The sequence below is a fragment of the Shewanella electrodiphila genome, assembly GCF_023283985.1.
GTDB lineage: Bacteria > Pseudomonadota > Gammaproteobacteria > Enterobacterales > Shewanellaceae > Shewanella > Shewanella electrodiphila.
Window position 1 is genome coordinate 63,010 of record NZ_JAKIKU010000014.1, and the last position, 21,570, is coordinate 84,579.

Below are 21,570 nucleotides of genomic sequence, written 5' to 3' on the forward strand. Positions count from 1 at the left end.
TGCTGAGGGTTCATCAAATAGCATTTTTATAAATGCTTTCAGAGAAAGCTCATTAAAAAAGCTCGCTATAGGGGTGTTATAAAAGCTCTGCGATATCGACTGGTATACCTTGTTCAAGTTTTTTGATACCGGCACAAATAGCGGCGTTAATAGGCGTGTTGACTTGATATTGCTTACCTAATTCAACAACTGCTTGGTTGAGGTAGTCTATTTCGGTTTTACGTTTAGCTTGAATATCTTCCCACATGGATGAACGCGCTTGAGGATCGATATCGAGCATCTGCTTTGCCAGTAAAGTAAATAAACCATCAGGCAGCGATAATATCAGTGGCAACCATTGGGGTTTTACTTTGGTAAATTGCGCTAGCGGTAAACGTGCTTTTTGACACACTGCTAACCATTCTTTCATCGCGAGGCTTAATAGTTTACGAGTTTGTTTTTGACTCAGTTGCTGCTTAATAGGTACATCAGTGATGGCATTGAGTGCATTATTGAGGTTAAGCAATAATTTGCCGTAAATGATTGGCGCCATGTCCTCTGCCAAGGTGCAACTTAAGCCCGCAGAAAGCATTGCTTGTTGAACAGTTTGCGTATGGGGCGTGTTGGCAAAAATGAATTCGCCTTCAGTGCCTTTATGAAATGTCGCATGCTCTTTTTGCAGGACATTAAACGGGGTTATACCTTGTATCAGCAGTCTTGGCTGCGCTGAGATGTTAGCGAGTGCTTGCTTAACTTCATCTAAACTGCCTAAGCCGTTTTGCATTAACACTATGGTGCTTTTCTGGTGGGATAACTGCAGTAGTTGCTCACTAATCTCACTAACTTGATGACATTTTAAGGTGACAAAAATCAAATCGAATTTGGGTGTGTCTGCTTCAACTTCGGTAAACAGTGCGTTCGGCATGACTTTTTGATGTAAGCCTTGGTAGCTTGTGAGCGTGATGCCTTGATTGTCGGTAATGCTGCGTTTAATGCGCTCGCGACAAATTAAGCTGACATCAAGCTTTGCCATGAGTAATTCGCCGGCTAAGTAACATCCTGTTGAACCTGCACCAAAGATGGCTATTTTCATCATTTCCCTTAAAGCATTAGTCGCATTCCGCCTACCAGTGTGCCGTTTTGTTAATAAAAATCCAATAAGGGTTTTGTTTGACGTGGCATCAAGGCTAACAAGTCACTATAATGCTGTTCAATTATGAGCGTTGATTGCTGGTTTTGTTTTGATTGAGACGTCGATTGAACGATAATTTACAGCCAATTTCAGCTTAAAACCCAATTTAGTCACTGATCCCACACAATAGGAAATGCATATGCGTCCAAGCGACAGAACACCTGCACAATCTCGTCCAGTTACGATTACTCGTCAATTTACAGCTCACGCTGAAGGTTCGGTGTTGGTCGAGTTTGGTGACACTAAAGTGTTATGTACTGCAAGCTTTGAAGAAGGCGTACCGCGTTTTCTTAAAGGCCAAGGTCAAGGTTGGGTGACTGCTGAGTACGGTATGCTTCCTCGTTCTACTCATAGTCGTATGCAACGTGAGGCGGCTCGTGGCAAACAGTCTGGTCGTACTCAAGAAATCCAACGCTTAATCGGCCGTTCATTACGTGCTGCTGTAGACATGAAAGCCTTAGGTGAAAACACTATCGTTATCGATTGTGATGTGATTCAAGCTGATGGCGGTACTCGTACTGCTGCGATTACTGGTGCCTGTGTTGCATTAGTAGATGCATTAAACTGGGCGCGTGGTAAAGGCATTTTAAAAACTAACCCGCTTAAGTTCTTAATTGCTGCTGTAAGTGTGGGTATTTACAAAGGTGAGCCAATCTGCGATTTAGAATACATCGAAGATAGCGCTGCTGAAACTGACATGAACGTTGTGATGACTGAAACTGGCAAGATGATTGAAATCCAAGGCACTGCCGAAGGTGAGCCATTCAGCCATGAAGAGTTATTAAGCTTGCTTGAGCTTGCGAAGCACGGCATTCGCGAAATTGTCGATACGCAAAAAGCGGCATTAAGCTAAAACGTATTTGATTAAGGGGCTCTGTTAATAAGAGCCCCTTTTTTTAAGCTTTATTTAGACTTAGTCATCATTAAATAAAAAATAGATAACAGTGTTAAGGAGATAATGTGAAAGCATATCAACGTGAGTTTATTGAATTCGCTCTTGAGCGTCAGGTATTACGCTTTGGTGAGTTCACCTTAAAATCAGGCCGTACTAGCCCTTACTTTTTCAATGCGGGTTTATTTAACACGGGTCGTGATTTAGCGCGTTTAGGTCGTTTTTATGCTGCTGCATTGGTTGATTCTGGTATCGACTACGATTTAGTGTTTGGTCCTGCTTATAAAGGTATCCCGATTGCGACAACTACAGTTGTGGCTTTATGTGATCATCATGATGTGGATGTGCCTTACTGCTTTAACCGTAAAGAAGCGAAAACCCATGGCGAAGGCGGCTCATTAGTGGGTAGCGAGCTTGCGGGTAAAATCATGCTAGTGGATGATGTGATCACTGCAGGTACTGCTATCCGTGAGTCGATGGAAATCATTGCTGCACATGATGCAAGCTTAGCGGGTGTGTTAATTGCGCTTGATAGACAAGAAAAAGGTAAAGGCGAGTTGTCAGCGATTCAAGAAGTTGAGCGTGACTTTGGCTGTGACATCGTATCTATCGTTAAGCTGTCTGACTTGATTAGCTACTTATCTGAAAAACCAGGTATGGAAAAAGAGCTAGCGTCAGTGAGTGCTTACCGCGAGCAATACGGTATTTAATCTCTCTTCGTTAAAAGCTAAAAGCTAAAAGCTAAAAGCTAAAAGCAAAAAGCAAAAAGCCAGTCATATGACTGGCTTTTTTGATTCTGTCGTTTGGCAATGCTGCCCATTTATACCGAGTAAATTAGCACTTAGATTGGTGTAAAAACTCAGCGCGGGTAGCAGGGTTTGATTTAAAAATCCCGCCTAATGCAGTTGTGGTCGTTGAGCTGGTGGAGTCCATCACACCGCGAGATTTAACGCAGTAATGTACAGCATCCATTTTTACCGCCACATCTTTGGTTTCAAGCAAGGTTTGCAGGGCAACCAGCACTTGCTGAGTCAGTCTTTCTTGTACTTGTGGGCGCTGGGCAAAGAAGCGCACAATGCGGTTAATCTTCGACAGGCCAATAATTTTGGTACGTGGCAAATAAGCGACAGTAGCGTAACCATCAATGGTTACTAAATGGTGTTCACAGGTGCTGGTGAGGCTAATATCTTGTACTCGCACCATTTCATCAACGCCCATCTTGTTATCGATGACGGTGATTTTAGGGAAGTTTTGATAATCAAGACCAGAGAATATCTCATCAACATACATCTTTGCGATTCGACGTGGTGTGTCCATTAAGCTGTCATCTGATAAGTCTAACGCCATTAGGGTTAGCACTTCTTTCATGTGATGCTCAATTTTCTCTTTACGCACTTCAGGAGTATGAGTTTGCGGCAGCATCGGGGTTTCAAGCCCTTGCTCAGTTAGTGCTGCTTTAACTTTTATTGCTGCGTCACTTAATGCCATCTTATCCTCCAACCACAATGGTCAAACTTATTACTGAGTGTATGTTATAAATCGCCTTAGTGCTGAGTTTGAGCAAATAGCCCAGGAGCATAAGGGACGGGGATAATAACGTGATTTGAGTCAAATTAATATTATTGAAATAAAAAAAGCCGACCTTTTTAGTCAAGTATCGGCTTTGGTGAAATGGTTAAGATTTATAGTTTTAAATTATCTTTCAAGAAACTCAACATTTTATCGTAATATTTTGCTCTATGTTCATCGTTATAAAAGCCATGACCCTCATCATCCATAATGAGCTTTTCATAAGGGTATTGGTGCTGCTTTAAGCCTTTTTCTAACGATTCTAATTGCTCAATCGGCGCTCGTTCATCATTACCACCATGCACAAGTAATAAGCTGGCTTTGAGCTTATCGGTATTGAAAGCAGGGGACATCGCTTTGAGTTGCTGTGGGTTTTCACCAAGCACTTGTTTTAAATAACTGGTGCCGCTTCTTGTTTGCTTTATATCACCTTCGTTAAACATCATTTCTAAATCGTATACACCAGCAAAGCCGATGGCACATTTGAATAAATCAGGCTCAATTATGGCACTTTGAAGGGCGCTGTAGCCGCCAAAACTGCCGCCCACAATACAAACTCTATCCTTATCAGCAAAACCTTGCTCAATGACATACTTGGTTCCATCAATGATGTCGTATTGAATATCAGCGCCCCATTTTTGATAACCGTCTTGTTGGAACTGTTCGCCATAACCACCAGAACCACGAAAGTTGACTTGTAATACTGCTATTCCTTGACTGGCAAGTAATTGATTTTGTGGATTGAAAGACCACCAGTCACGAATGTAATGTGGTCCGCCATGTGGATTAACAACAAGCGGTAAATTCTTAGCCTCTTTGCCTTCAGGTAAAGTGAGATAACCAGAAATAATTTTTCCATCACGGCTAGTGAAGCTTATTGGTTTTACTTCAGCCATGGCATCAGGGTCTAACCAGCTTTTTTCAGACGCGAGATAGTCCAATGTGACTTTTTCAGCATCAAAGAGGTAGTAATCACCAGGATTTCTATCGTTAAAAGCTTTGATTACGAATAATTTAGCATTAGTTGTTTCACTGATAATTTGAACTTGATGCCCTGGGAGTGATGCAATAAGTTGCTTCAGTAATTTGGTATGTTCATCTTGTTGATCAACGAAGGCGTATGTTGGATAGCCATTTTCATACTCTACTGCATACAGCTGTTTAGACTGCTTGTTGATCCAAAAGTTACTTGGATCAACATTTTCATCATTAATGACTTTTTCTTTCTGGCCAGTGACTAAGTCAATTTTATAAATACTTGCAGTTTGATTATTTTCCCGCGCAGCGGCATAAATGGTATTTGCTTTATCGGCAAATGAAATGGGATTAAAGTCTGTTAAACCAATATTAAGATCATTAGTATTAATCCAATCGCCATCTTTTCTATAGAAAGTTTGTAACTGGTTTTTGTTGTTCAAGCCTGCGACGAATTTAACCTCGCCTTCATTGTCTGTTAGAAAGTTAGCGTTACCAATGGGTGATGTAGTGACTTTTCTTCTTACGCCAGATTTTACGTTCACTTTGTAAACATGTTGTAAGCTATCACGCCCCAATGTGGCCGCACTGCCCCAAGGGATAGCATTGACGAGCATAAACTTATCATTTTCAGGTAAGGGGTCTAAAATGTATGCTGTGGCTCTAATGGCTGTATTTTTTTTAATATGAGAACCAGTTTGCTGTTCACCGCTATTAAAGCCAAATAAATATTTTCCTTTTGAGCCGTCAGCATTAACAGCCATGAGCTCACCATAATACTGGGGAACATCACTCCAGCCTTTTAGGTAAACTTTTTGTAATACGATTCTTTCTTCGTTAACCCATTCATAATTCCCGACTTCAGCATTACCAGGAAAGTTAATCGCATTAATCATTTTCTTAGTTTCAGTTTCTAAAATAATTAATGTTTTTTTACCGTCATGGGTGGTTAAGGCGCTGAGGTAATCCCCCTCTGGAGAGATTTTTACGTTTGCATATTCTGCGCCTCGACTAAAGAGAGCAGAGTGGGATAACGAAGCAGCATTAACAAATGAGGGAGCTAAAGCCAGTAAACAACTGGCAAGAACAGCAGTGTATTTCATAAACATCCTTGTGTATTTTTATATGAAGAATTTATCGACTTCTATCGATCAGTTATATTTTGTCATCATAAAGTACGATACTCGAACAGTGAATACAATTATTCAGACATGAAAAACGCACCGAAGTGCGTAAAAATGGAGAAGTATTTATTGAGAGTACTAGCTTAGCTACGTAACAATTGCTGCTGCACAAACTGCCACTGTTCATCGAAGTGTTCTGTCGGCTTTTGCTTAAACTCACTGCGCACGAACTGAGCGATTCTGCCTTCTGCGATAGCTAAAAGTAGATTGGCTAAAATGGCTTCGTCTAAGTTAAAACCATGGCCTTCGCGTAGTGTTTTCTCACGTAATATTTGCTTGATTTGTGTTTCAATTTTGGCAAATAACCCGCTGACACGGCTACGTAAACGTTCATTTTCACCTAATAGCGCATCGCCATTCAGTACCCGTGAAATACCCGGGTTACGTTCTGAAAAAACCAACAGTAACTGCAAGACTAACTCACAGCGTTTCATGGTGTCCTTTTCTTCATCCATGATGATATTAAGTCGAGACAAAATTGCATCTTCGATGAATTCTATTAGACCTTCAAACATTCTTGCTTTACTTGGGAAGTGGCGATAAAGCGCCGCTTCAGAAACACCAACTTCCGCGGCTAATTTAGCTGTGGTTATCCGTTGGCCAGGGCTGGTTTCCAGCATGTGCGCAAGACATTGTAAAATGTGCTCACGACGATTTATTTTTGGGCTAGCCGCCATTTGTTATTCCTAGGCTTGTGACTACTTGTAAAGGTTACTTGGTACCTGAGTGACCAAATCCGCCTTCACCACGATCTGAGGTATCAAACTCATCGACTAAGGTAAATTGTGCTTGTACTACGGGGACAAAAACGAGCTGTGCTAATCGGTCTCCGATTTCTAAGGTAAATGGCTTATCACTGCGGTTCCAGCAAGAAACCATTAAGGGGCCTTGGTAATCTGAATCAATTAAGCCGACTAAGTTACCTAACACGATGCCGTGCTTATGGCCTAACCCTGAGCGCGGTAAAATGACAGCCGCTAAGCTTGGATCTGCCACATGCACTGCAACCCCTGTAGGGATTAATACTGTCTTACCAGGCTCAATCACCATGGTGGTATCAATCATGGCGCGTAGGTCCATGCCAGCGCTGCCCGGTGTGGCATAGCTTGGTAATGGGAACTCACTGCCGATACGTGAGTCGAGTAATTTGAGTTCTACAGGTGTTTTCATGATGTTTTTATTTTTGTCGCTATCAGAGTAAGTAATTGTTTTGCCAACGTCAGTTTATCGGTTGCAGGCAGTTGTTGACTACCGTCTTGCCAAAAAACATGTAATGCATTGGCGTCGGCATTAAATCCAAGACCTGCTATTGATACGTCGTTAGCGGCAATTAAGTCCAACTTTTTACGTTCAAGCTTTCCGCGGGCATATTCTTCTACGTTATCGGTCTCTGCTGCGAAACCTACAGTAAAAGGTCGTTTAGTCAGCGCAGAAACGCTGGCTAAGATATCAGGGTTGCGCACAAGCGCAAGCTGCATATTCTCTGATGACTTTTTAATTTTTGACTCGGCCACTTCTGCGATTCGATAATCTGCGACTGCAGCGCAACCGATAAAAATATCTTGGTTATCGACATTATCCATCACGGCATCAAGCATATCTTGTGCTGATTCAACATTAATTCTTGTCACACCTAGCGGGGTGGCTAAGTTAACCGGTCCTGTCACTAAAGTGACTTCAGCGCCCATTTGGGTGGCTGCAGTGGCTAATGCGAAGCCCATTTTTCCAGAACTATGGTTTGAAATATAACGCACAGGGTCAATAGGCTCGCGGGTTGGGCCAGCTGTTAACAAGAGTTTATGTCCGGTTAACGGTTTAGGGCCAAAGAACTGCACTAATTGTTCGGCAATCGCTAGTGGTTCTTGCATACGGCCAGGGCCGACTTCACCACAAGCTTGATCGCCACTTGCAGGGCCCCAAACTGTGATGCCTTTGCGAGCGACATTAGCAAGGTTTTCTTGAGTGGCTTGATTGCGATACATCTGTTGATTCATCGCAGGGCATACAATTACAGGTGCTTCAGTGGCTAAGCAGGTTGTGGTTAACAGCTCATCTGCCATGCCTGCATTAATGCGGGCAATGAGGTTGGCGGTTGCTGGTGCGACAATTACGACGTCAGCCCAACGTGCTAGCTCAATGTGCCCCATTGCTGCTTCAGCTGCTGGATCAAGTAAATCAGAGGCTACAGGATGGCCTGACAAGGCTTGAATCGTCAGTGGAGTAATAAACTCCATTGCGCTTTGGCTCATGACCACACGGACATCAGCGCCGCGCTCTTTAAGACGACGAATTAAATCAGCGCTTTTGTACGCTGCAATACCGCCACCAATTCCTAATAGGACATTTTTATTTGTCAGCATGTTGTGCTTAATCCTGCTATTCACTTTATTGCCGCTACGATATCACAATCCGATTAATGGGGGATGATCCGAATTTAAAAATTTAGACCATACTCTTTAGTCGCAAGTGGCCATAAAAGGTCGTAAAGAAAAGAGTTAACTCGTTAACCTAGATTATAGAAGCAATAAACAAGGGAGTGTTTATGGCAATTAAAGATTGGCCAGAGGGAGAAGGACCGAGAGATAAACTATTAAAGCACGGCGCGGGGCATTTATCTGATGCAGAGTTATTGGCGGTATTACTGCGTAATGGGTTAGCGGGACATAATGCGGTTGATTTGGCCCGAGGGATGATCAGCCAGTTTGGTGGATTAAGGCCATTATTTGCAGCGCCAAAATCACAAGTGTGCAAATTGGCGGGTATTGGGCCAGTAAAATATGCTCAATTACAGGCTGCATCCGAGATTTCGAAGCGAATTTTTGAAGAAAATATGCATCGAGGGCAAATTTTAATAAATCCTGATTTAACTCGGGACTATTTAATGAGACAATTAGCAGACCGATCCTATGAAGTGTTCGCATTATTATTGTTGGATAGCCAACATAGAGTGATTCAGTTCGTAGAATTATTCCGCGGAACGATTAATTCGGCATCAGTTTATCCACGTGAAGTGGTGAGCTTAGTGCTGGAGAAAAAGGCTGCGGCAGTCATAGTGTGTCACAATCACCCGTCTGGCATTGCAGAGCCAAGTCAGGCAGATCGGCAAATTACTGACAGATTAAAAAAAGCCCTCTCAACTATCGATGTTTCTCTATTAGATCATATGGTTGTAGGCGATCAAGAGATAGTATCCTTCGCTGAACGCGGGTGGATATTATAAACAATGCTTGATCTTAGTTTTGTTATCGTGTATAAAATGCGCCCTCTTTGTGCCTCGGGCGACGGCCACACGAGGCACATAAATGCTCGAGCGTTTTAAAATTGTTTTTGGAGAAGATTGACATGTCAAGAGTATGCCAAGTTACTGGCAAGAAGCCTATGGTTGGTAACAACCGTTCGCACGCTAAAAATTCGACTCGTCGTCGTTTTTTACCTAACCTACAAAACCACCGTTTTTGGTTAGAAGAAGAAAAACGCTTCGTGCAACTACGTGTATCTACTAAAGGTATCCGTATCATCGACAAAAAAGGTATTGAAGTTGTAGTTAAAGAACTTCGTGCCCGCGGCGAGAAGGTATAATAGAAAATGGCTAAATCTAAAGGTAATCGTGAGAAGATCAAATTAGTATCTAGTGCTAAAACTGGTCACTTCTACACTACTGAAAAAAATAAGCGTAACATGCCTGAAAAAATGGAAATCAAGAAATTTGATCCAGTTATTCGTCAGCACGTTATGTACAAAGAAGCTAAAATCAAGTAATTGATTCGCATCTTTTAAAAAGCCCCTTTATTGGGGCTTTTTTTTGGCCTTTTTTCAGTTAACCAGCCCTAGCTTTTATTTGTATAAGTACGCTCTCGCTTTATCAAAACTTTAGTCAGCGTCACTGAAACTCACCTTTAAAACTAGCAAGATATCTTTACAGCCGTTGAATTTACTAATCCAAGTTTGGTAGTCATTCTGTCATCTTATGGGACTAGGCTGCCGATTTAGTGGCTGATGTCTTCTGTTTCACCACAATAGCCTGATTAAAATGACCTAGCAGCGTACAGGTTGAAGTAGAGTCATAAATCATACTGTGTGTCCTTCGTTTGAATAGTGTGTGCAAAAATGTGTTAACACTGACGAATGGTCGCCTTATTCTGTTGCTATTGTTGATGTGTTTAAACAAAGCAAATGCGACTTGTTTGAATAGAGTGGAGATGATTGAGCAGTAAATTGTTAGCCGTAATCAATAAGTATTCACTCATAAAAGAATAAAAAGTCTTAGCTAGACCAATATAATGCTTTTAAAGTGAATTTAAATGCAATATTATTGATTAATTATATTGTTGGCGAATTCGCTAATGAAACCGATTAGTTTACTTGTTAGGGGTTAATGTGCCTTTGAGAACCACAGAACTTGTTGATGGCTTCCGTCATTCTGCGCCGTATGTCAACGTACATAGGGGTAAAACCTTTGTTGTCATGTTAGGCGGTGAAGCGCTATTACATAACCAGTTCCGCAGTATTTTAAACGATGTTGCGCTGCTGCATTCATTAGGCATTAAAGTGGTACTGGTGTATGGCGCTAGGCCGCAGATTGATGCAGCGCTTCATGATGCAAACATTGAACCTAGTTATCACAACGGCGTTCGTATTACTGATGAAGACTCGCTAAAGGTCATTAAACAAGTCGCAGGTGCGGTGCAGTTTGATATTACTGCAAGGTTATCAATGAGCCTTGGCAATACGCCGATGCAAAATGCGCAAATTAACTTAGTCAGTGGCAATTTTGTTATCGCACAGCCTCTAGGTATCGATGATGGTGTTGATTTTTGCCTAACGGGTAAAGTCCGTCGTATTGATACTCAAGGACTTGAGCGTCAGTTGAATAACAACTGTATTGTGTTGATGGGCCCTATGGCGGTCTCAGTGACTGGTGAGTGCTTTAACTTAACAGCGGAAGAGGTTGCCACCAAAGTTGCGATAAAATTGAAAGCAGACAAGATTATCGGCTTTAGTAGCACTCACGGTATTTTAGATCAAGCAGGTGAAGTGATTGCTGAGCTGATGCCAAATGGTGCGCAAACCATTTGGGATGAGATGAACCAAGCTGGACAAGCTTGTGTGGGGACTATGGCATTTTTAAAAGCCAGTATTGATGCTTGCAGAAACGGCGTCCCGCGTTGCCACTTAGTCAGTTATCTTGAAGATGGTACCTTACTGCAAGAGCTGTTCTCTCGTGAAGGTATTGGTACCCAGATTGTTACTGAAAGTGCTGAACGTTTAAGACGGGCCAACATTGGCGATATCGGTGGGGTGCTGGATTTAATCCGCCCATTAGAAGAACAAGGCATTTTAGTACGTCGTTCACGTGAGCAACTTGAAATGGAAATTGAACAGTTCATGCTGATTGAGCGTGACAGTTTAGTGATTGGTTGTGCGGCTTTGTATCCTTTTGAAGAAGACAATGCCGGTGAGTTTGCATGTTTAGTGGTGCATCCTGATTATCGTGATGCGGATCGTGGCAGCGTGTTATTGAATAACATTATTGGTCAGGCGAGAGTGCGCGGTTATTCACGCTTATTTGCATTAACCACGCGTAGTATTCATTGGTTCTTAGAACATGGCTTTAATATCGTTGAAGTTGATGCTTTGCCGAATGTGAAAAAACAGCTTTATAACTTTCAGCGTAAATCAAAAATTTTAGCGTTAGATTTATAAACCTAACAAATTTGACGTAATAAATGCCACTTCATGGTCATACATGGGTGGCATTTTTGTTATGCTGGGCAAAACTATCAGCTCGCTATTAGCACTTATAAGCCTTTGGAAGAATAATGAATATTGAACTTGCAGGACTCTCTAGTAATGCCATGGCGAATTTTATTGGCTTGTTAATTGGCTTAGTGCTGTTAACGATACTGCTCAAAGTAAAAAAATTGCCGAGTGCGGCATTTTATTCAAGCTTAGGGATTATTATTGCAGTTTTCGCTTTGTTTTCGGTCACCATGTATCAATCGAGCCAGGCAAGGGTATCGGTAAGTCAGTCGGGTGCTGTTGAGGTGAATATTCCATTATATGGTCAACACTTTGAGGCGGACGAGGTGGATTGGCAGCAAGCGCAGTTAATAAACCTATCACAAGCGCCTCAATTCACCCCTAGTAGACGAACTAACGGGCTAGGCTTAACAGGGTATTCTTTGGGTTGGTTTACGCTTAAAAACGGCGATAAAGCCTTAGTGTCGGTAACAACTAATGAAGGTGTGCTGCTTGTGCCAACTGACAAAGGTTATTCGCTATTATTGTCAGTGGAAAATTCGCAAGCAGCAATGGCTAGCATCACTGCGTTGCTAGATTAAGATTAAGTCTGCTTTAAACGTCGTCTGCGTTGCAGTGCCATGTCAGTGGTAAAGATCAGCAGTGCACTCCAAATAAAGCCGAAGGTAATGCCTTTTTCAATATCAAAGGGTTCGTTGTATAAAAATATCGCCAGCACAAACATGATACTTGGGCCGATATATTGGAAGAAGCCCAGCATGGATAATGGAATACGCATCGCAGCCCCTGCAAAACACAGGAGTGGCACTGTGGTGACAATACCGGCTGCGATAAGGGTTAAGTTCATCGTCAGATCATTGGTAAAGATGTTTGCTGTTGCCGTATCTAATGTCAGCATTAAATAGCCGAACGCCACAGGCAACAAAATCGCAGTTTCAACCAGCAAACCGGTTTTTGCATCAATGTTGACCTTTTTACGCAATAAGCCATAAAAACCAAAAGAACAGGCTAAAGCCAGTGATACCAGCGGAATTGAACCAAACGAAATAAGTTGGATCAGCACTCCAATACTGGCAAGTGCCACTGCCACCCATTGCAGTTTTCTAAGTCGCTCAGATAAGAACACCATGCCAAGTAACACATTGAATAATGGGTTAATAAAATAGCCTAAACTGGCATCTAGCATGTGGTCATTATTTATCGCCCAAATGAAAATCAGCCAGTTAACAGCAATCAGTACCGAGGTTACGGTTAACACCAGCAGTTGTTTGGGCTGTTTCAGAACGAGTTTCAGGCGCGAGAATCCACCGATAAACTGCATTAAGATAATGATAAAGAAAAATGACCACACCACTCGGTGAGCCAAAGTTTCAAATGCAGACACATCGCTTAATAATTTAAAATAAAGCGGCGCAATTCCCCAAAGGAAATAGGCACAAATGGCAAGGGCAATGCCTTTACGGTGTTCAAGATCTTGCATGGAAACCAACTGCGCGGAAATAAAGAAAGGGCGATTGTAGGTTGCTCGGGATGATCACTCAAGTTATTAGCGTAATCATTTATTTCATGATGTCTCTCAGGTACGTGATGAACTAGTGCAATATTACCCAAGTTCATCATATTAGCGCCTAGTTCCTTATATTAAACCATCACATTAGCCGACCATATAAGTGCCCGTGCCAAATGCTAAATGGGTGCCTTCTTCGTTATGCAGCTCCATACGGCATACTGAAACGCGGTTTCCTGAGCGAATAACACAACCTGTGCCTGTGAATACTTCACCGCGACCAGGGCGTAAAAAATCTACACGCATATCGATGGTACCTAAGGTGGTTAAGCGTTTTTCTAATTGCTCTATTGTCCAATCTTCTCGACTTGAAACTAACCCAGCAAATGCGGTTAACCCGCCAACCACATCGAGCAAGGTGGCTGTGACACCGCCATGGAGAATATTTTGATGTATATTGCCGATGAGTTCAGGCTTCATTCGAATGACAACCTCAACACCTTCAGTGTCGTAGCGTTTAATGTCTAATCCTAAAAGATTATGAAATGGCACATGCTTATCAAAAATTTCAGCCACTTGTTTTAGGGCATTTAATTGAACTTCCGTGGTCATAGATAGCCTTTTTATTGTTATTTTATCTGTAAAAACATGCTTTTAATTAGCTAGGGTCTATTGAACTTTTCTGGTTGAATTTTGTTCGAAATAAAAGCGTTTTAATCGAGGCGGATGAATTGATGCCTAGTCATCTAAGCAAAATTTATCCAACAAAGAGTAAAACGCTTTTAGTCGAACCCTTCGGGCAGCGTTTGTTGGTTATTTTTACTGCGGTATCGACTTATTATGTAGAATAACTACACTACAAAGTCTCTGCCTTGCGACCTTGATGCATAGAATGGCCAACAACTCGCTGTAAAAACAACCTTGAAAGATCAATAGACCCTAGAGTATTTAATCTAACTTAATTAGCTTTATAAAATCAATGATGCATATTTGAGCAGTTAAAGCTGGCTTAATCATATTGAGTCGAGACATCTGCACTGCAGTGCTTTAAAATGATGCTTCTTATCTGCAGCCCAATAGATGGATAGCCCTATTTCCAGTTCAAGCTCAAGCCAAGCGATAGATCAAATCGACATTGCCCCCGCCGATTCTCAACAAGAGTCGCAGGATGTGCTTGGGCATCAGTTACAACAAATTTTTGGTTACCGTGATTTTCGCGAAGGGCAACGGGAGATTATTGAGCAGACATTAAGTGGGCAAGACACCTTGGTGATTATGCCTACGGGTGGCGGCAAGAGTATGTGCTACCAGCTGCCAGCATTAATTCTTCCGGGTTTAACTGTTGTTGTTTCTCCTTTGATTTCCTTGATGAAAGATCAAGTTGATAGCTTAACGCAATCGGGCGTTGCAGCCGCTTATTTGAACTCTTCTCTTCCGCGCGATGAAACCGTGGCTATTTTACGTCGGCTGCATCAAGGCGAAATTAAATTACTCTATGTCTCTCCAGAGCGTTTATTAAGACCTGACTTTATCGAGCGCTTACATGAACTCAATGTGTCATTATTTGCTATTGATGAAGCGCATTGTATCAGCCAGTGGGGACATGACTTTAGACCTGAGTACGCCGCACTTGGGCAGTTAAAACAGATATTTCCTTATATTCCTTTGATGGCACTAACGGCCACCGCAGATCAAGCGACCCGAGACAGCATTTGTCAGCGCCTACAAATTCAGCCGTTTTGTCTTTTATCGAGCTTTGATAGACCGAATATTCGATATACCGTGGTTGAAAAACTCAATGCTGCCAATCAACTTAAGCAATTTTTACAATTGCAAAAAGGCAGTAATGGCATTATTTACTGCAGTAGTCGTCGCCGAGTCGACGAAGTCGCTGACAGGCTAAAACTGCAAGGTTTCAGTGCTGCGGCATATCATGCGGGCATGACTCAAGAAGAGCGCATTGATATTCAGGATAAGTTTTTAAAAGACAAAATTGACATAGTGGTCGCAACGGTTGCGTTTGGTATGGGGATTAACAAGTCCAATGTTCGCTTTGTGGTGCATTACGATATTCCCAAAAGTGTTGAATCTTACTATCAAGAAACCGGCCGTGCGGGGCGTGATGGCTTAGATGCTGAAGCGTATATGTTGTTTGATCCGGCAGATATTGGCCGAGTAAAACATCTGATTGAGCAATCAGAGCCAGGGCCACAGCAAGATGTTGAGTTTCATAAAATGAATACCATGGCGGCTTTTGCTGAAGCGCAAACTTGTCGTCGCCAAGTGTTACTGCATTACTTTGACGAAAGCGCAGATAAGCCTTGTGGTAACTGTGACGTTTGTATTGATCCGCCAAAGCGCTATGACGGTACTGAAGATGCAAAGAAAGTCCTTTCTTGTATCTTTAGGCTTAATCAACACTTTGGTGTTAATCAGGTGATTGATGTACTGCGCGGCTCAAAAGCCGCTAATGTGATGGACCGAGGTCATAATAAGTTATCGACTTGGGGCATTGGCAAAGAGCATAGTCATGAATATTGGTTATCGGTAACTCGTCAGCTCATTCATCGTGGGCTGGCTAGCCAAGATATCACTCGAGGTTCATCGGTTAAGTTAAACGAGTCAGCAAGACCAGTATTAAGAGGCGATGTGACTTTGCAGCTAGCTGAGCCACGTATTCAGTTAGTGACCACCAAGCGCCGTTCGAGTTCATCACGTGCACCACAACAATATGATCGCAAATTGTTTGCTCGTCTTAAGTTACTGCGTCGTGAGTTAGCTGAAGAACATGATGTGCCACCTTACTTGGTATTTAATGACGCAACCTTAGCCGAAATGTCGGCCATGGTGCCGACCAGTGCTGGCGAGATGTTGGCGGTCAATGGTGTCGGTGAACGTAAATTAAGCCGTTTCGGTAATGCGTTTTTAGATGAAATCAGTCAATACCTGATTGAGAACTAGTCCTTTCGCCTTTTATGGTGCCTTTGCTAATGTCCTTCCATAAAATGAACCCTTTAATGAACACTAAAGGCCTCGTTGTCACTCCTGAACCAATGTTTTAATTCTCGAACGATACTCACTTCTAAAAATTCTTTCTTGTGACTTACAGTAATAGCAATCAGATTAAGTTTATTTCATATTTTATATAATCAAAATGATGGATGCTTGTTCAATTTTTTTATGCAAGTTTTATCCGTTGCTAACTTGGTTGTTTTTCAATGTAAAACTGAGTGAAAATAAATGCTTAAATCACTGTATATCAAGCTTTACGCTTAGTTGTTGTGTTCAAAAAGATTGGTTTAACTCCATTTATGCTAAGCAAACCTAAGGTATTCTCTTAACCAATGGTAAAAAGATGAATAAATTGGGGTTGACACAGCAGGCTGGTCACGTTAAAAAGTGGGTATAGAAAAATTTAATTTAAGAATAATTAGTTAACTTTAATGAATATTTATAGTGGTAACATTCTCCTAGGTCTCCTTCTTCTCTTACGCAATATTTGCGCGGAGTCCTTTGTGTTACTTGCTAAATAAGTTTACTGGCATTCACAAACCCCGCGCTAACAGCCGCGGGGTTTTTTGTTTCTAGAACCGATTGATTTTAAAAACAGACCAATTAAAGCAACAAATTGAACGAACAAATACAGCTAACGAATTGGATTTAAGTACGACCAGAAAGATGGGATTAAATCGTTAGCTAAGCGAACAAACTTTTACTTGAACAATAGGTTCGATGGAGAAAACTGATGTCCAATAGAGTCATAATATTTGATACTACATTGAGAGACGGCGAGCAGGCGTTAGCAGCGAGTTTAACGGTCAAAGAAAAACTGCAAATCGCACTGGCGCTTGAACGTTTAGGTGTTGATGTTATGGAAGTCGGTTTTCCTGTTTCATCACCTGGTGATTTCCAGTCGGTACAAACTATTGCGAAGACAATTAAAAATAGCCGCGTGTGTGCTTTGTCCCGTGCATTAGAAAAAGATATCGATGCTGCAGCGCAAGCAATGTCTGTTGCAGATCAGTTCCGTATTCACACCTTTATTTCAACTTCAACGATTCACGTAGAGAGCAAATTAAAGCGCTCTTTTGATGATGTACTAGAAATGGCCGTGAGCGCGGTTAAATATGCGCGCCGTTTTACTGATGATGTTGAGTTTTCTTGTGAAGATGCTGGACGTACACCAATTGATAACTTGTGCCGCATGGTAGAGCAAGCAATTAAAGCAGGCGCGCGCACGATTAATATTCCTGACACTGTGGGCTACACAGTACCAAGTGAGTTTGGTGGCATCATTCAAACTTTATTCAACCGTGTCCCAAATATCGACCAAGCGGTTATCTCAGTGCATTGTCATGATGACTTAGGTTTATCGGTTGCTAACTCGATTACTGCCGTTGAACACGGCGCACGTCAAATTGAATGTACGGTTAACGGTATTGGTGAGCGTGCAGGTAACTGTTCATTAGAAGAAATCGCGATGATCCTTGCTACGCGCAAGAATTTGCTAGGGCTTGAAAGCAATATCAATGCAAAAGAAATCCACCGCACCTCATCGCTTGTCAGTCAGTTATGTAATATGCCAATCCAAGCTAATAAAGCGGTGGTGGGCACCAATGCATTCTCTCATTCTTCAGGTATTCACCAAGATGGCATGCTTAAAGCGAAAAATACCTACGAGATTATGACGCCAGAAAGCATTGGTTTAAATCGTAATAACTTAAACATGACCTCTCGTTCAGGCCGTCACGTGATTAAGCACCGTATGGAAGAAATGGGCTACAAGGCAACTGATTACGATATGGATACCTTGTACGAACAGTTTTTAAACTTGGCAGATAAAAAAGGCCAAGTGTTTGATTACGATCTTGAAGCATTGGTGTTTATGGAAGCGCAATCTCAAGACGATGATAACTATTCATTAGAGCACCTAATGGTGCATTCAGATTCGACAGAAGGTGTCGCAACGGCAACGGTTCGCATCATCGTGGATGGTAAAGAAATTACAGAGGCTGCGACCGGTAACGGTCCAGTTGATGCGGCGTATAACGCGATAGCTCGCGCTACTGGCCGCACCATCAATATTACTAATTACAAATTAGGTGCAAAAGGCGAAGGCCAAAATGCATTAGGTCAAGTGGATATAACTGCTGAGTACAATAAGCAGACATTCCACGGTGTTGGTCTAGCGACAGATGTGGTTGAGTCTTCAGCACAAGCGTTAGTGCATGTGATGAATTTGACATACCGCGCAGATAAGGTCGCCAATTATAAACAACAGATTCATAAAGATAGGGAGTTAGGTGGAGTATGAGTTATCAAGTAGCAGTATTAGCAGGTGATGGTATTGGTCCAGAAGTTATGGCTGAAGCACGTAAGGTGTTAAAAGAAGTTGAAGCCAGATTTGAACTAGACATTGAATATGCTGAGTACGATGTCGGTGGTATCGCCATTGATAACCATGGTTGTCCGCTGCCTGATTCGACCCTTAAGGGGTGTGAAGCTTCTGACGCAGTATTGTTTGGTAGTGTCGGTGGTCCTAAGTGGGAGCATTTAGCACCAAACGATCAGCCTGAACGTGGCGCACTTTTACCATTACGTGGTCACTTTGATTTATTCTGTAATTTACGCCCAGCCAAACTGCATGCAGGCCTTGAGCATATGTCTCCGCTGCGCAGCGATATTTCATCTCGTGGGTTTGATGTGCTTTGTGTACGTGAATTAACTGGCGGTATTTATTTTGGTAAGCCAAAAGGGCGCCAAGGTGAAGGCGCTGATGAAGAAGCCTTCGATACTATGCGTTACAGCCGCCGTGAAATCGAACGTATTGCACGTATTGCATTTGAAGCCGCCCAAGGTCGCAGTAAAAAAGTCACTTCGGTAGATAAAGCCAATGTACTTGCGTGTTCAGTGCTATGGCGTGAAGTGGTTGAAGGCGTGGCGCAAGATTTTCCTGATGTTGAGCTTGAGCATATCTACATTGATAACGCGACGATGCAGTTATTACGTCGTCCGAATGAATTTGACGTGATGTTATGTTCAAACTTATTTGGCGACATCATTTCAGATGAAATTGCCATGTTGACCGGCTCGATGGGTTTATTGTCATCAGCCAGTTTAAACAGTTCAGGTTTTGGTATGTATGAGCCTGCTGGTGGCAGTGCACCTGATATTGCAGGACAAGGTATTGCAAATCCTGTGGCGCAAATTTTATCGGCGGCATTGTTACTTCGTCACAGTTTAAAACTTGAAGATGCAGCTAGTGCAATTGAACGTGCGGTGAGTAAAGCATTGTCGGCAGGGTATTTGACCGGTGAGTTATTAAGTAGCGATGAGCGTCACAATGCGAAATCGACCTCAGAAATGGGCGACTTTATCGCAAATGCTGTTAAGGAAGGTGTCTAATGGCCAATCAAGTTTCAGCGCAAACCTTATATGAAAAAGTATGGGATGCTCATGTGTTAGCTTCGCCAGAAGCAGAAGCGCCGATTATTTATGTGGATCGTCATTTGGTACATGAGGTGACGTCACCACAAGCTTTTAGTGGGTTGAAAACGGCGGGTAGAAAACTACGTGCGCCAGAAAAAACCTTTGCCACTATGGATCATAACATCTCTACCTTGAGCGCAAGCTTAGATGCCATGAGCCCAATGGCACGTATTCAAGTGGAAACCTTAGCGCAAAACTGTAAAGAGTTTGGCGTCAAGCTTTACGACATTCACCATCCAAACCAAGGTATTGTCCATGTAATGGGGCCTGAACTTGGAATCACCTTACCGGGCACGGTCATTGTGTGTGGAGACTCGCATACTGCGACTCACGGTGCATTTGGCGCTTTAGCATTTGGTATTGGTACTTCTGAAGTTGAACATGTATTAGCCACGCAAACCCTGCGTCAACTTAAAGCGAAAACCATGAAAGTGGAAGTACGTGGCAATGTAACCGAAGGGATTACTGCTAAAGACATCGTACTCGCTATCATTGGTCGCTTAGGCATGGATGGCGGCACAGGCTATGTTGTCGAGTTTTGTGGTGAAGCCATTGAAGCTTTATCAATGGAAGGCCGCATGACCTTATGTAACATGGCCATCGAAATGGGCGCTAAAGCGGGTATGGTTGCACCTGATCAAACCACGTTTGATTATCTTGAAGGCCGTGAATTTTCACCTAAAGGTGATGACTGGGAACAAGCCGTAAAAGATTGGACTGCACTGAAAACAGATGCAGGTGCTCAGTTTGATGCTGAAGTGGTATTAGAAGCTGCAGATATTGCCCCGCAATTAACTTGGGGTACTAACCCAGGCCAAGTCGTGCCTATTGATGCAGAAGTGCCAAACCCAGCCACAGAGTCTAATGCCACTGTACGTGGCAGTATGGAAAAAGCACTAAAGTACATTGGCCTAACGTCAGGGACTAAAATGGTCGATATTCCAATTAATAAGGTGTTTATCGGATCGTGTACTAACTCCCGTATCGAGGATTTACGTGCTGCTGCTTATCATGCAAAAGATCGCAAGGTTGCTGATGGCGTTGTGGCGATTGTGGTGCCGGGCTCTGGTCAAGTTAAGCTACAAGCTGAAGCTGAAGGCTTAGATAAAGTGTTCCTAGAAGCAGGGTTTGAATGGCGCTTACCGGGCTGCTCAATGTGTTTAGCAATGAATGATGACCGTTTAGAAGCGGGCGATCGCTGCGCATCAACCAGTAATCGTAACTTCGAAGGTCGACAAGGCCGTGGTAGTCGAACTCACTTAGTGAGCCCAGCTATGGCAGCCGCAGCTGCTATTGCTGGTCACTTTGTTGATATTCGTAAGCCTTACTAACGGTCAAGCAAAAGGACAAACAGATGCAAGCTTTTACAGAACACACAGGCTTAGCGGTTGCTATTGATAGTGCGAACATCGATACCGATCAAATTATTCCTAAGCAGTTTTTATCGAAAGTGACTCGCGACGGTTTTGGAGTGCACTTATTTCATGACTGGCGTTATTTAGATGAAGCGGGTGAGCAAGATAACCCAACATTTTCGCTGAATTTACCTCGCTATAAAGGTGCGTCAGTCCTTTTAGCACAAGAAAACTTTGGTTGTGGCTCGAGTCGTGAACATGCGCCATGGGCATTAGCAGATTTCGGTTTACGAGTGGTTATTGCGCCGACATTTGCGGATATTTTTTACGGTAATTCAATCAACAATGGTTTGTTGCCTGTCAAACTTACCCATGAGCAAGTTAATCAGCTCATGGCTGAAGTGGAGGCGAGTGAAGGTGCGGAAATTACGGTGAACTTAGAATCACTCACTGTGACTTCACCGTCAGGCAGTGTGTTTAGTTTCACTATTGCAGAATCAGCAAGACATAAGCTATTAAATGGATTAGATGCGATTGGCTTAACGCTTGAATATGCTCAAGCAATTACTGAATATGAAGCCGCTATTCCAACTTGGCGTGGTTAGTTTTATGACTTAAATACGCTTTTAAAAGTCATTCCATTATAAAATGGAATATTGAGCGTACAC

20 protein-coding genes are annotated in these 21,570 nt (G+C 42.5%); 12 read left to right on the forward strand and 8 right to left on the reverse strand.

Translation table 11 applies throughout. From position 1 onward, the window contains the following. Positions 1-76: 76 nt before the first annotated feature. Positions 77-1,072 (reverse strand): 2-dehydropantoate 2-reductase, encoded by a 996-nt coding sequence (locus tag L2737_RS19295; protein ID WP_248956813.1) that lies wholly within the window; start codon positions 1,070-1,072, stop codon positions 77-79. Between the two features lie 238 nt (positions 1,073-1,310). Between L2737_RS19295 and rph the strand changes: the two genes are divergently transcribed. Continuing rightward, entirely contained in the window at positions 1,311-2,024 is a 714-nt protein-coding gene (rph, locus tag L2737_RS19300; RefSeq protein WP_055025233.1) for a ribonuclease PH, read from the forward strand. A 107-nt stretch (positions 2,025-2,131) separates the two neighbouring features. Beyond that, positions 2,132-2,773 carry an orotate phosphoribosyltransferase gene (pyrE, locus tag L2737_RS19305; RefSeq protein ID WP_102526826.1) on the forward strand — a complete coding sequence of 214 codons (642 nt, stop codon included), beginning with the start codon at positions 2,132-2,134 and terminating at the stop codon, positions 2,771-2,773. A gap of 124 nt (positions 2,774-2,897) precedes the next feature. Here pyrE and folE read toward each other — a convergent pair whose 3' ends face one another. The 5 genes from folE to coaBC all read right to left on the reverse strand — a co-directional run bounded on the left by folE (position 2,898) and on the right by coaBC (position 8,151). Continuing rightward, entirely contained in the window at positions 2,898-3,551 is a 654-nt protein-coding gene (gene folE, locus L2737_RS19310; RefSeq protein WP_102526827.1) for a GTP cyclohydrolase I FolE, read from the reverse strand. A 194-nt stretch (positions 3,552-3,745) separates the two neighbouring features. Then, positions 3,746-5,710, reverse strand: a complete 1,965-nt coding sequence (locus L2737_RS19315) for an alpha/beta hydrolase family protein (protein WP_248956814.1) — start codon at positions 5,708-5,710, stop codon at positions 3,746-3,748. 164 nt (positions 5,711-5,874) lie between these two features. Beyond that, positions 5,875-6,468, reverse strand: coding sequence for a nucleoid occlusion factor SlmA (gene slmA, locus L2737_RS19320; RefSeq protein WP_102526830.1), 594 nt, complete (start codon positions 6,466-6,468; stop codon positions 5,875-5,877). A 34-nt stretch (positions 6,469-6,502) separates the two neighbouring features. Continuing rightward, a complete protein-coding gene (gene dut, locus L2737_RS19325; RefSeq protein WP_102526831.1) occupies positions 6,503-6,961 on the reverse strand; it encodes a dUTP diphosphatase in 459 nt (152 codons plus the stop codon). Next, positions 6,958-8,151: a bifunctional phosphopantothenoylcysteine decarboxylase/phosphopantothenate--cysteine ligase CoaBC gene (gene coaBC / locus L2737_RS19330; protein WP_229370480.1), complete on the reverse strand. Its 1,194-nt coding sequence runs from the start codon at positions 8,149-8,151 to the stop codon at positions 6,958-6,960. The genes dut and coaBC overlap by 4 nt, the downstream gene beginning before the upstream one ends. Positions 8,152-8,333: 182 nt before the next feature. Here coaBC and radC point away from each other — a divergent pair, with 182 nt between their 5' ends. The 5 genes from radC (at position 8,334) to L2737_RS19355 (ending at position 12,132) form a co-directional block, all read left to right on the forward strand. After that, on the forward strand, positions 8,334-9,011 hold the full coding sequence (gene radC, locus L2737_RS19335) for a RadC family protein (protein WP_248956815.1): 678 nt from the start codon (positions 8,334-8,336) through the stop codon (positions 9,009-9,011). A 122-nt stretch (positions 9,012-9,133) separates the two neighbouring features. Beyond that, complete coding sequence (gene rpmB / locus L2737_RS19340) at positions 9,134-9,370, forward strand: 50S ribosomal protein L28 (RefSeq protein ID WP_055025225.1); 237 nt, start codon at positions 9,134-9,136, stop codon at positions 9,368-9,370. A 6-nt stretch (positions 9,371-9,376) separates the two neighbouring features. After that, entirely contained in the window at positions 9,377-9,550 is a 174-nt protein-coding gene (gene rpmG / locus L2737_RS19345; RefSeq protein ID WP_011494790.1) for a 50S ribosomal protein L33, read from the forward strand. Between the two features lie 624 nt (positions 9,551-10,174). Further along, complete coding sequence (argA, locus tag L2737_RS19350) at positions 10,175-11,494, forward strand: amino-acid N-acetyltransferase (RefSeq protein WP_102526872.1); 1,320 nt, start codon at positions 10,175-10,177, stop codon at positions 11,492-11,494. A 116-nt stretch (positions 11,495-11,610) separates the two neighbouring features. Beyond that, the gene (locus L2737_RS19355; RefSeq protein WP_248956816.1) at positions 11,611-12,132 is read left to right on the forward strand and encodes a PH domain-containing protein; all 522 of its coding nucleotides are present in this window, start codon (positions 11,611-11,613) and stop codon (positions 12,130-12,132) included. Between the two features lie 2 nt (positions 12,133-12,134). On the opposite strand, the gene rarD is transcribed toward L2737_RS19355, so the two are convergent. Together rarD and L2737_RS19365 are read right to left on the reverse strand one after the other, a co-directional pair. After that, the gene (gene rarD / locus L2737_RS19360; protein WP_248956817.1) at positions 12,135-13,031 is read right to left on the reverse strand and encodes an EamA family transporter RarD; all 897 of its coding nucleotides are present in this window, start codon (positions 13,029-13,031) and stop codon (positions 12,135-12,137) included. A 174-nt stretch (positions 13,032-13,205) separates the two neighbouring features. After that, positions 13,206-13,670, reverse strand: coding sequence for a thioesterase family protein (locus L2737_RS19365; protein WP_102526836.1), 465 nt, complete (start codon positions 13,668-13,670; stop codon positions 13,206-13,208). A gap of 468 nt (positions 13,671-14,138) precedes the next feature. Here L2737_RS19365 and recQ point away from each other — a divergent pair, with 468 nt between their 5' ends. From recQ to leuD, 5 genes are all read left to right on the forward strand, one after another. Then, the gene (gene recQ / locus L2737_RS19375; protein ID WP_248956818.1) at positions 14,139-16,019 is read left to right on the forward strand and encodes a DNA helicase RecQ; all 1,881 of its coding nucleotides are present in this window, start codon (positions 14,139-14,141) and stop codon (positions 16,017-16,019) included. A gap of 784 nt (positions 16,020-16,803) precedes the next feature. Next, positions 16,804-18,372, forward strand: a complete 1,569-nt coding sequence (leuA, locus tag L2737_RS19380; RefSeq protein ID WP_102526838.1) for a 2-isopropylmalate synthase — start codon at positions 16,804-16,806, stop codon at positions 18,370-18,372. Beyond that, a complete protein-coding gene (gene leuB, locus L2737_RS19385; protein WP_248956819.1) occupies positions 18,369-19,463 on the forward strand; it encodes a 3-isopropylmalate dehydrogenase in 1,095 nt (364 codons plus the stop codon). The genes leuA and leuB overlap by 4 nt, the downstream gene beginning before the upstream one ends. After that, positions 19,463-20,878: a 3-isopropylmalate dehydratase large subunit gene (gene leuC, locus L2737_RS19390; RefSeq protein WP_102526840.1), complete on the forward strand. Its 1,416-nt coding sequence runs from the start codon at positions 19,463-19,465 to the stop codon at positions 20,876-20,878. The genes leuB and leuC overlap by 1 nt, the downstream gene beginning before the upstream one ends. A 23-nt stretch (positions 20,879-20,901) precedes the next feature. After that, positions 20,902-21,507 carry a 3-isopropylmalate dehydratase small subunit gene (gene leuD, locus L2737_RS19395; RefSeq protein ID WP_248956820.1) on the forward strand — a complete coding sequence of 202 codons (606 nt, stop codon included), beginning with the start codon at positions 20,902-20,904 and terminating at the stop codon, positions 21,505-21,507. Positions 21,508-21,570: the final 63 nt, after the last annotated feature.

Bases quoted from the DNA above. Each gene is read 5' to 3' on its own strand.
- rarD (WP_248956817.1), bottom strand. From the start codon at position 13,031: ATGCAAGATCTTGAACACCGTAAAGGCATTGCCCTTGCCATTTGTGCC.
- rpmB (WP_055025225.1), top strand. From the start codon at position 9,134: ATGTCAAGAGTATGCCAAGTTACTGGCAAGAAGCCTATGGTTGGTAAC.
- rph (WP_055025233.1), top strand. From the start codon at position 1,311: ATGCGTCCAAGCGACAGAACACCTGCACAATCTCGTCCAGTTACGATT.
- leuD (WP_248956820.1), top strand. From the start codon at position 20,902: ATGCAAGCTTTTACAGAACACACAGGCTTAGCGGTTGCTATTGATAGT.
- radC (WP_248956815.1), top strand. From the start codon at position 8,334: ATGGCAATTAAAGATTGGCCAGAGGGAGAAGGACCGAGAGATAAACTA.
- L2737_RS19315 (WP_248956814.1), bottom strand. From the start codon at position 5,710: ATGAAATACACTGCTGTTCTTGCCAGTTGTTTACTGGCTTTAGCTCCC.
- leuA (WP_102526838.1), top strand. From the start codon at position 16,804: ATGTCCAATAGAGTCATAATATTTGATACTACATTGAGAGACGGCGAG.
- L2737_RS19355 (WP_248956816.1), top strand. From the start codon at position 11,611: ATGAATATTGAACTTGCAGGACTCTCTAGTAATGCCATGGCGAATTTT.
- slmA (WP_102526830.1), bottom strand. From the start codon at position 6,468: ATGGCGGCTAGCCCAAAAATAAATCGTCGTGAGCACATTTTACAATGT.
- leuB (WP_248956819.1), top strand. From the start codon at position 18,369: ATGAGTTATCAAGTAGCAGTATTAGCAGGTGATGGTATTGGTCCAGAA.
- L2737_RS19365 (WP_102526836.1), bottom strand. From the start codon at position 13,670: ATGACCACGGAAGTTCAATTAAATGCCCTAAAACAAGTGGCTGAAATT.
- L2737_RS19295 (WP_248956813.1), bottom strand. From the start codon at position 1,072: ATGAAAATAGCCATCTTTGGTGCAGGTTCAACAGGATGTTACTTAGCC.
- coaBC (WP_229370480.1), bottom strand. From the start codon at position 8,151: ATGCTGACAAATAAAAATGTCCTATTAGGAATTGGTGGCGGTATTGCA.
- rpmG (WP_011494790.1), top strand. From the start codon at position 9,377: ATGGCTAAATCTAAAGGTAATCGTGAGAAGATCAAATTAGTATCTAGT.
- dut (WP_102526831.1), bottom strand. From the start codon at position 6,961: ATGAAAACACCTGTAGAACTCAAATTACTCGACTCACGTATCGGCAGT.
- folE (WP_102526827.1), bottom strand. From the start codon at position 3,551: ATGGCATTAAGTGACGCAGCAATAAAAGTTAAAGCAGCACTAACTGAG.
- recQ (WP_248956818.1), top strand. From the start codon at position 14,139: ATGGATAGCCCTATTTCCAGTTCAAGCTCAAGCCAAGCGATAGATCAA.
- leuC (WP_102526840.1), top strand. From the start codon at position 19,463: ATGGCCAATCAAGTTTCAGCGCAAACCTTATATGAAAAAGTATGGGAT.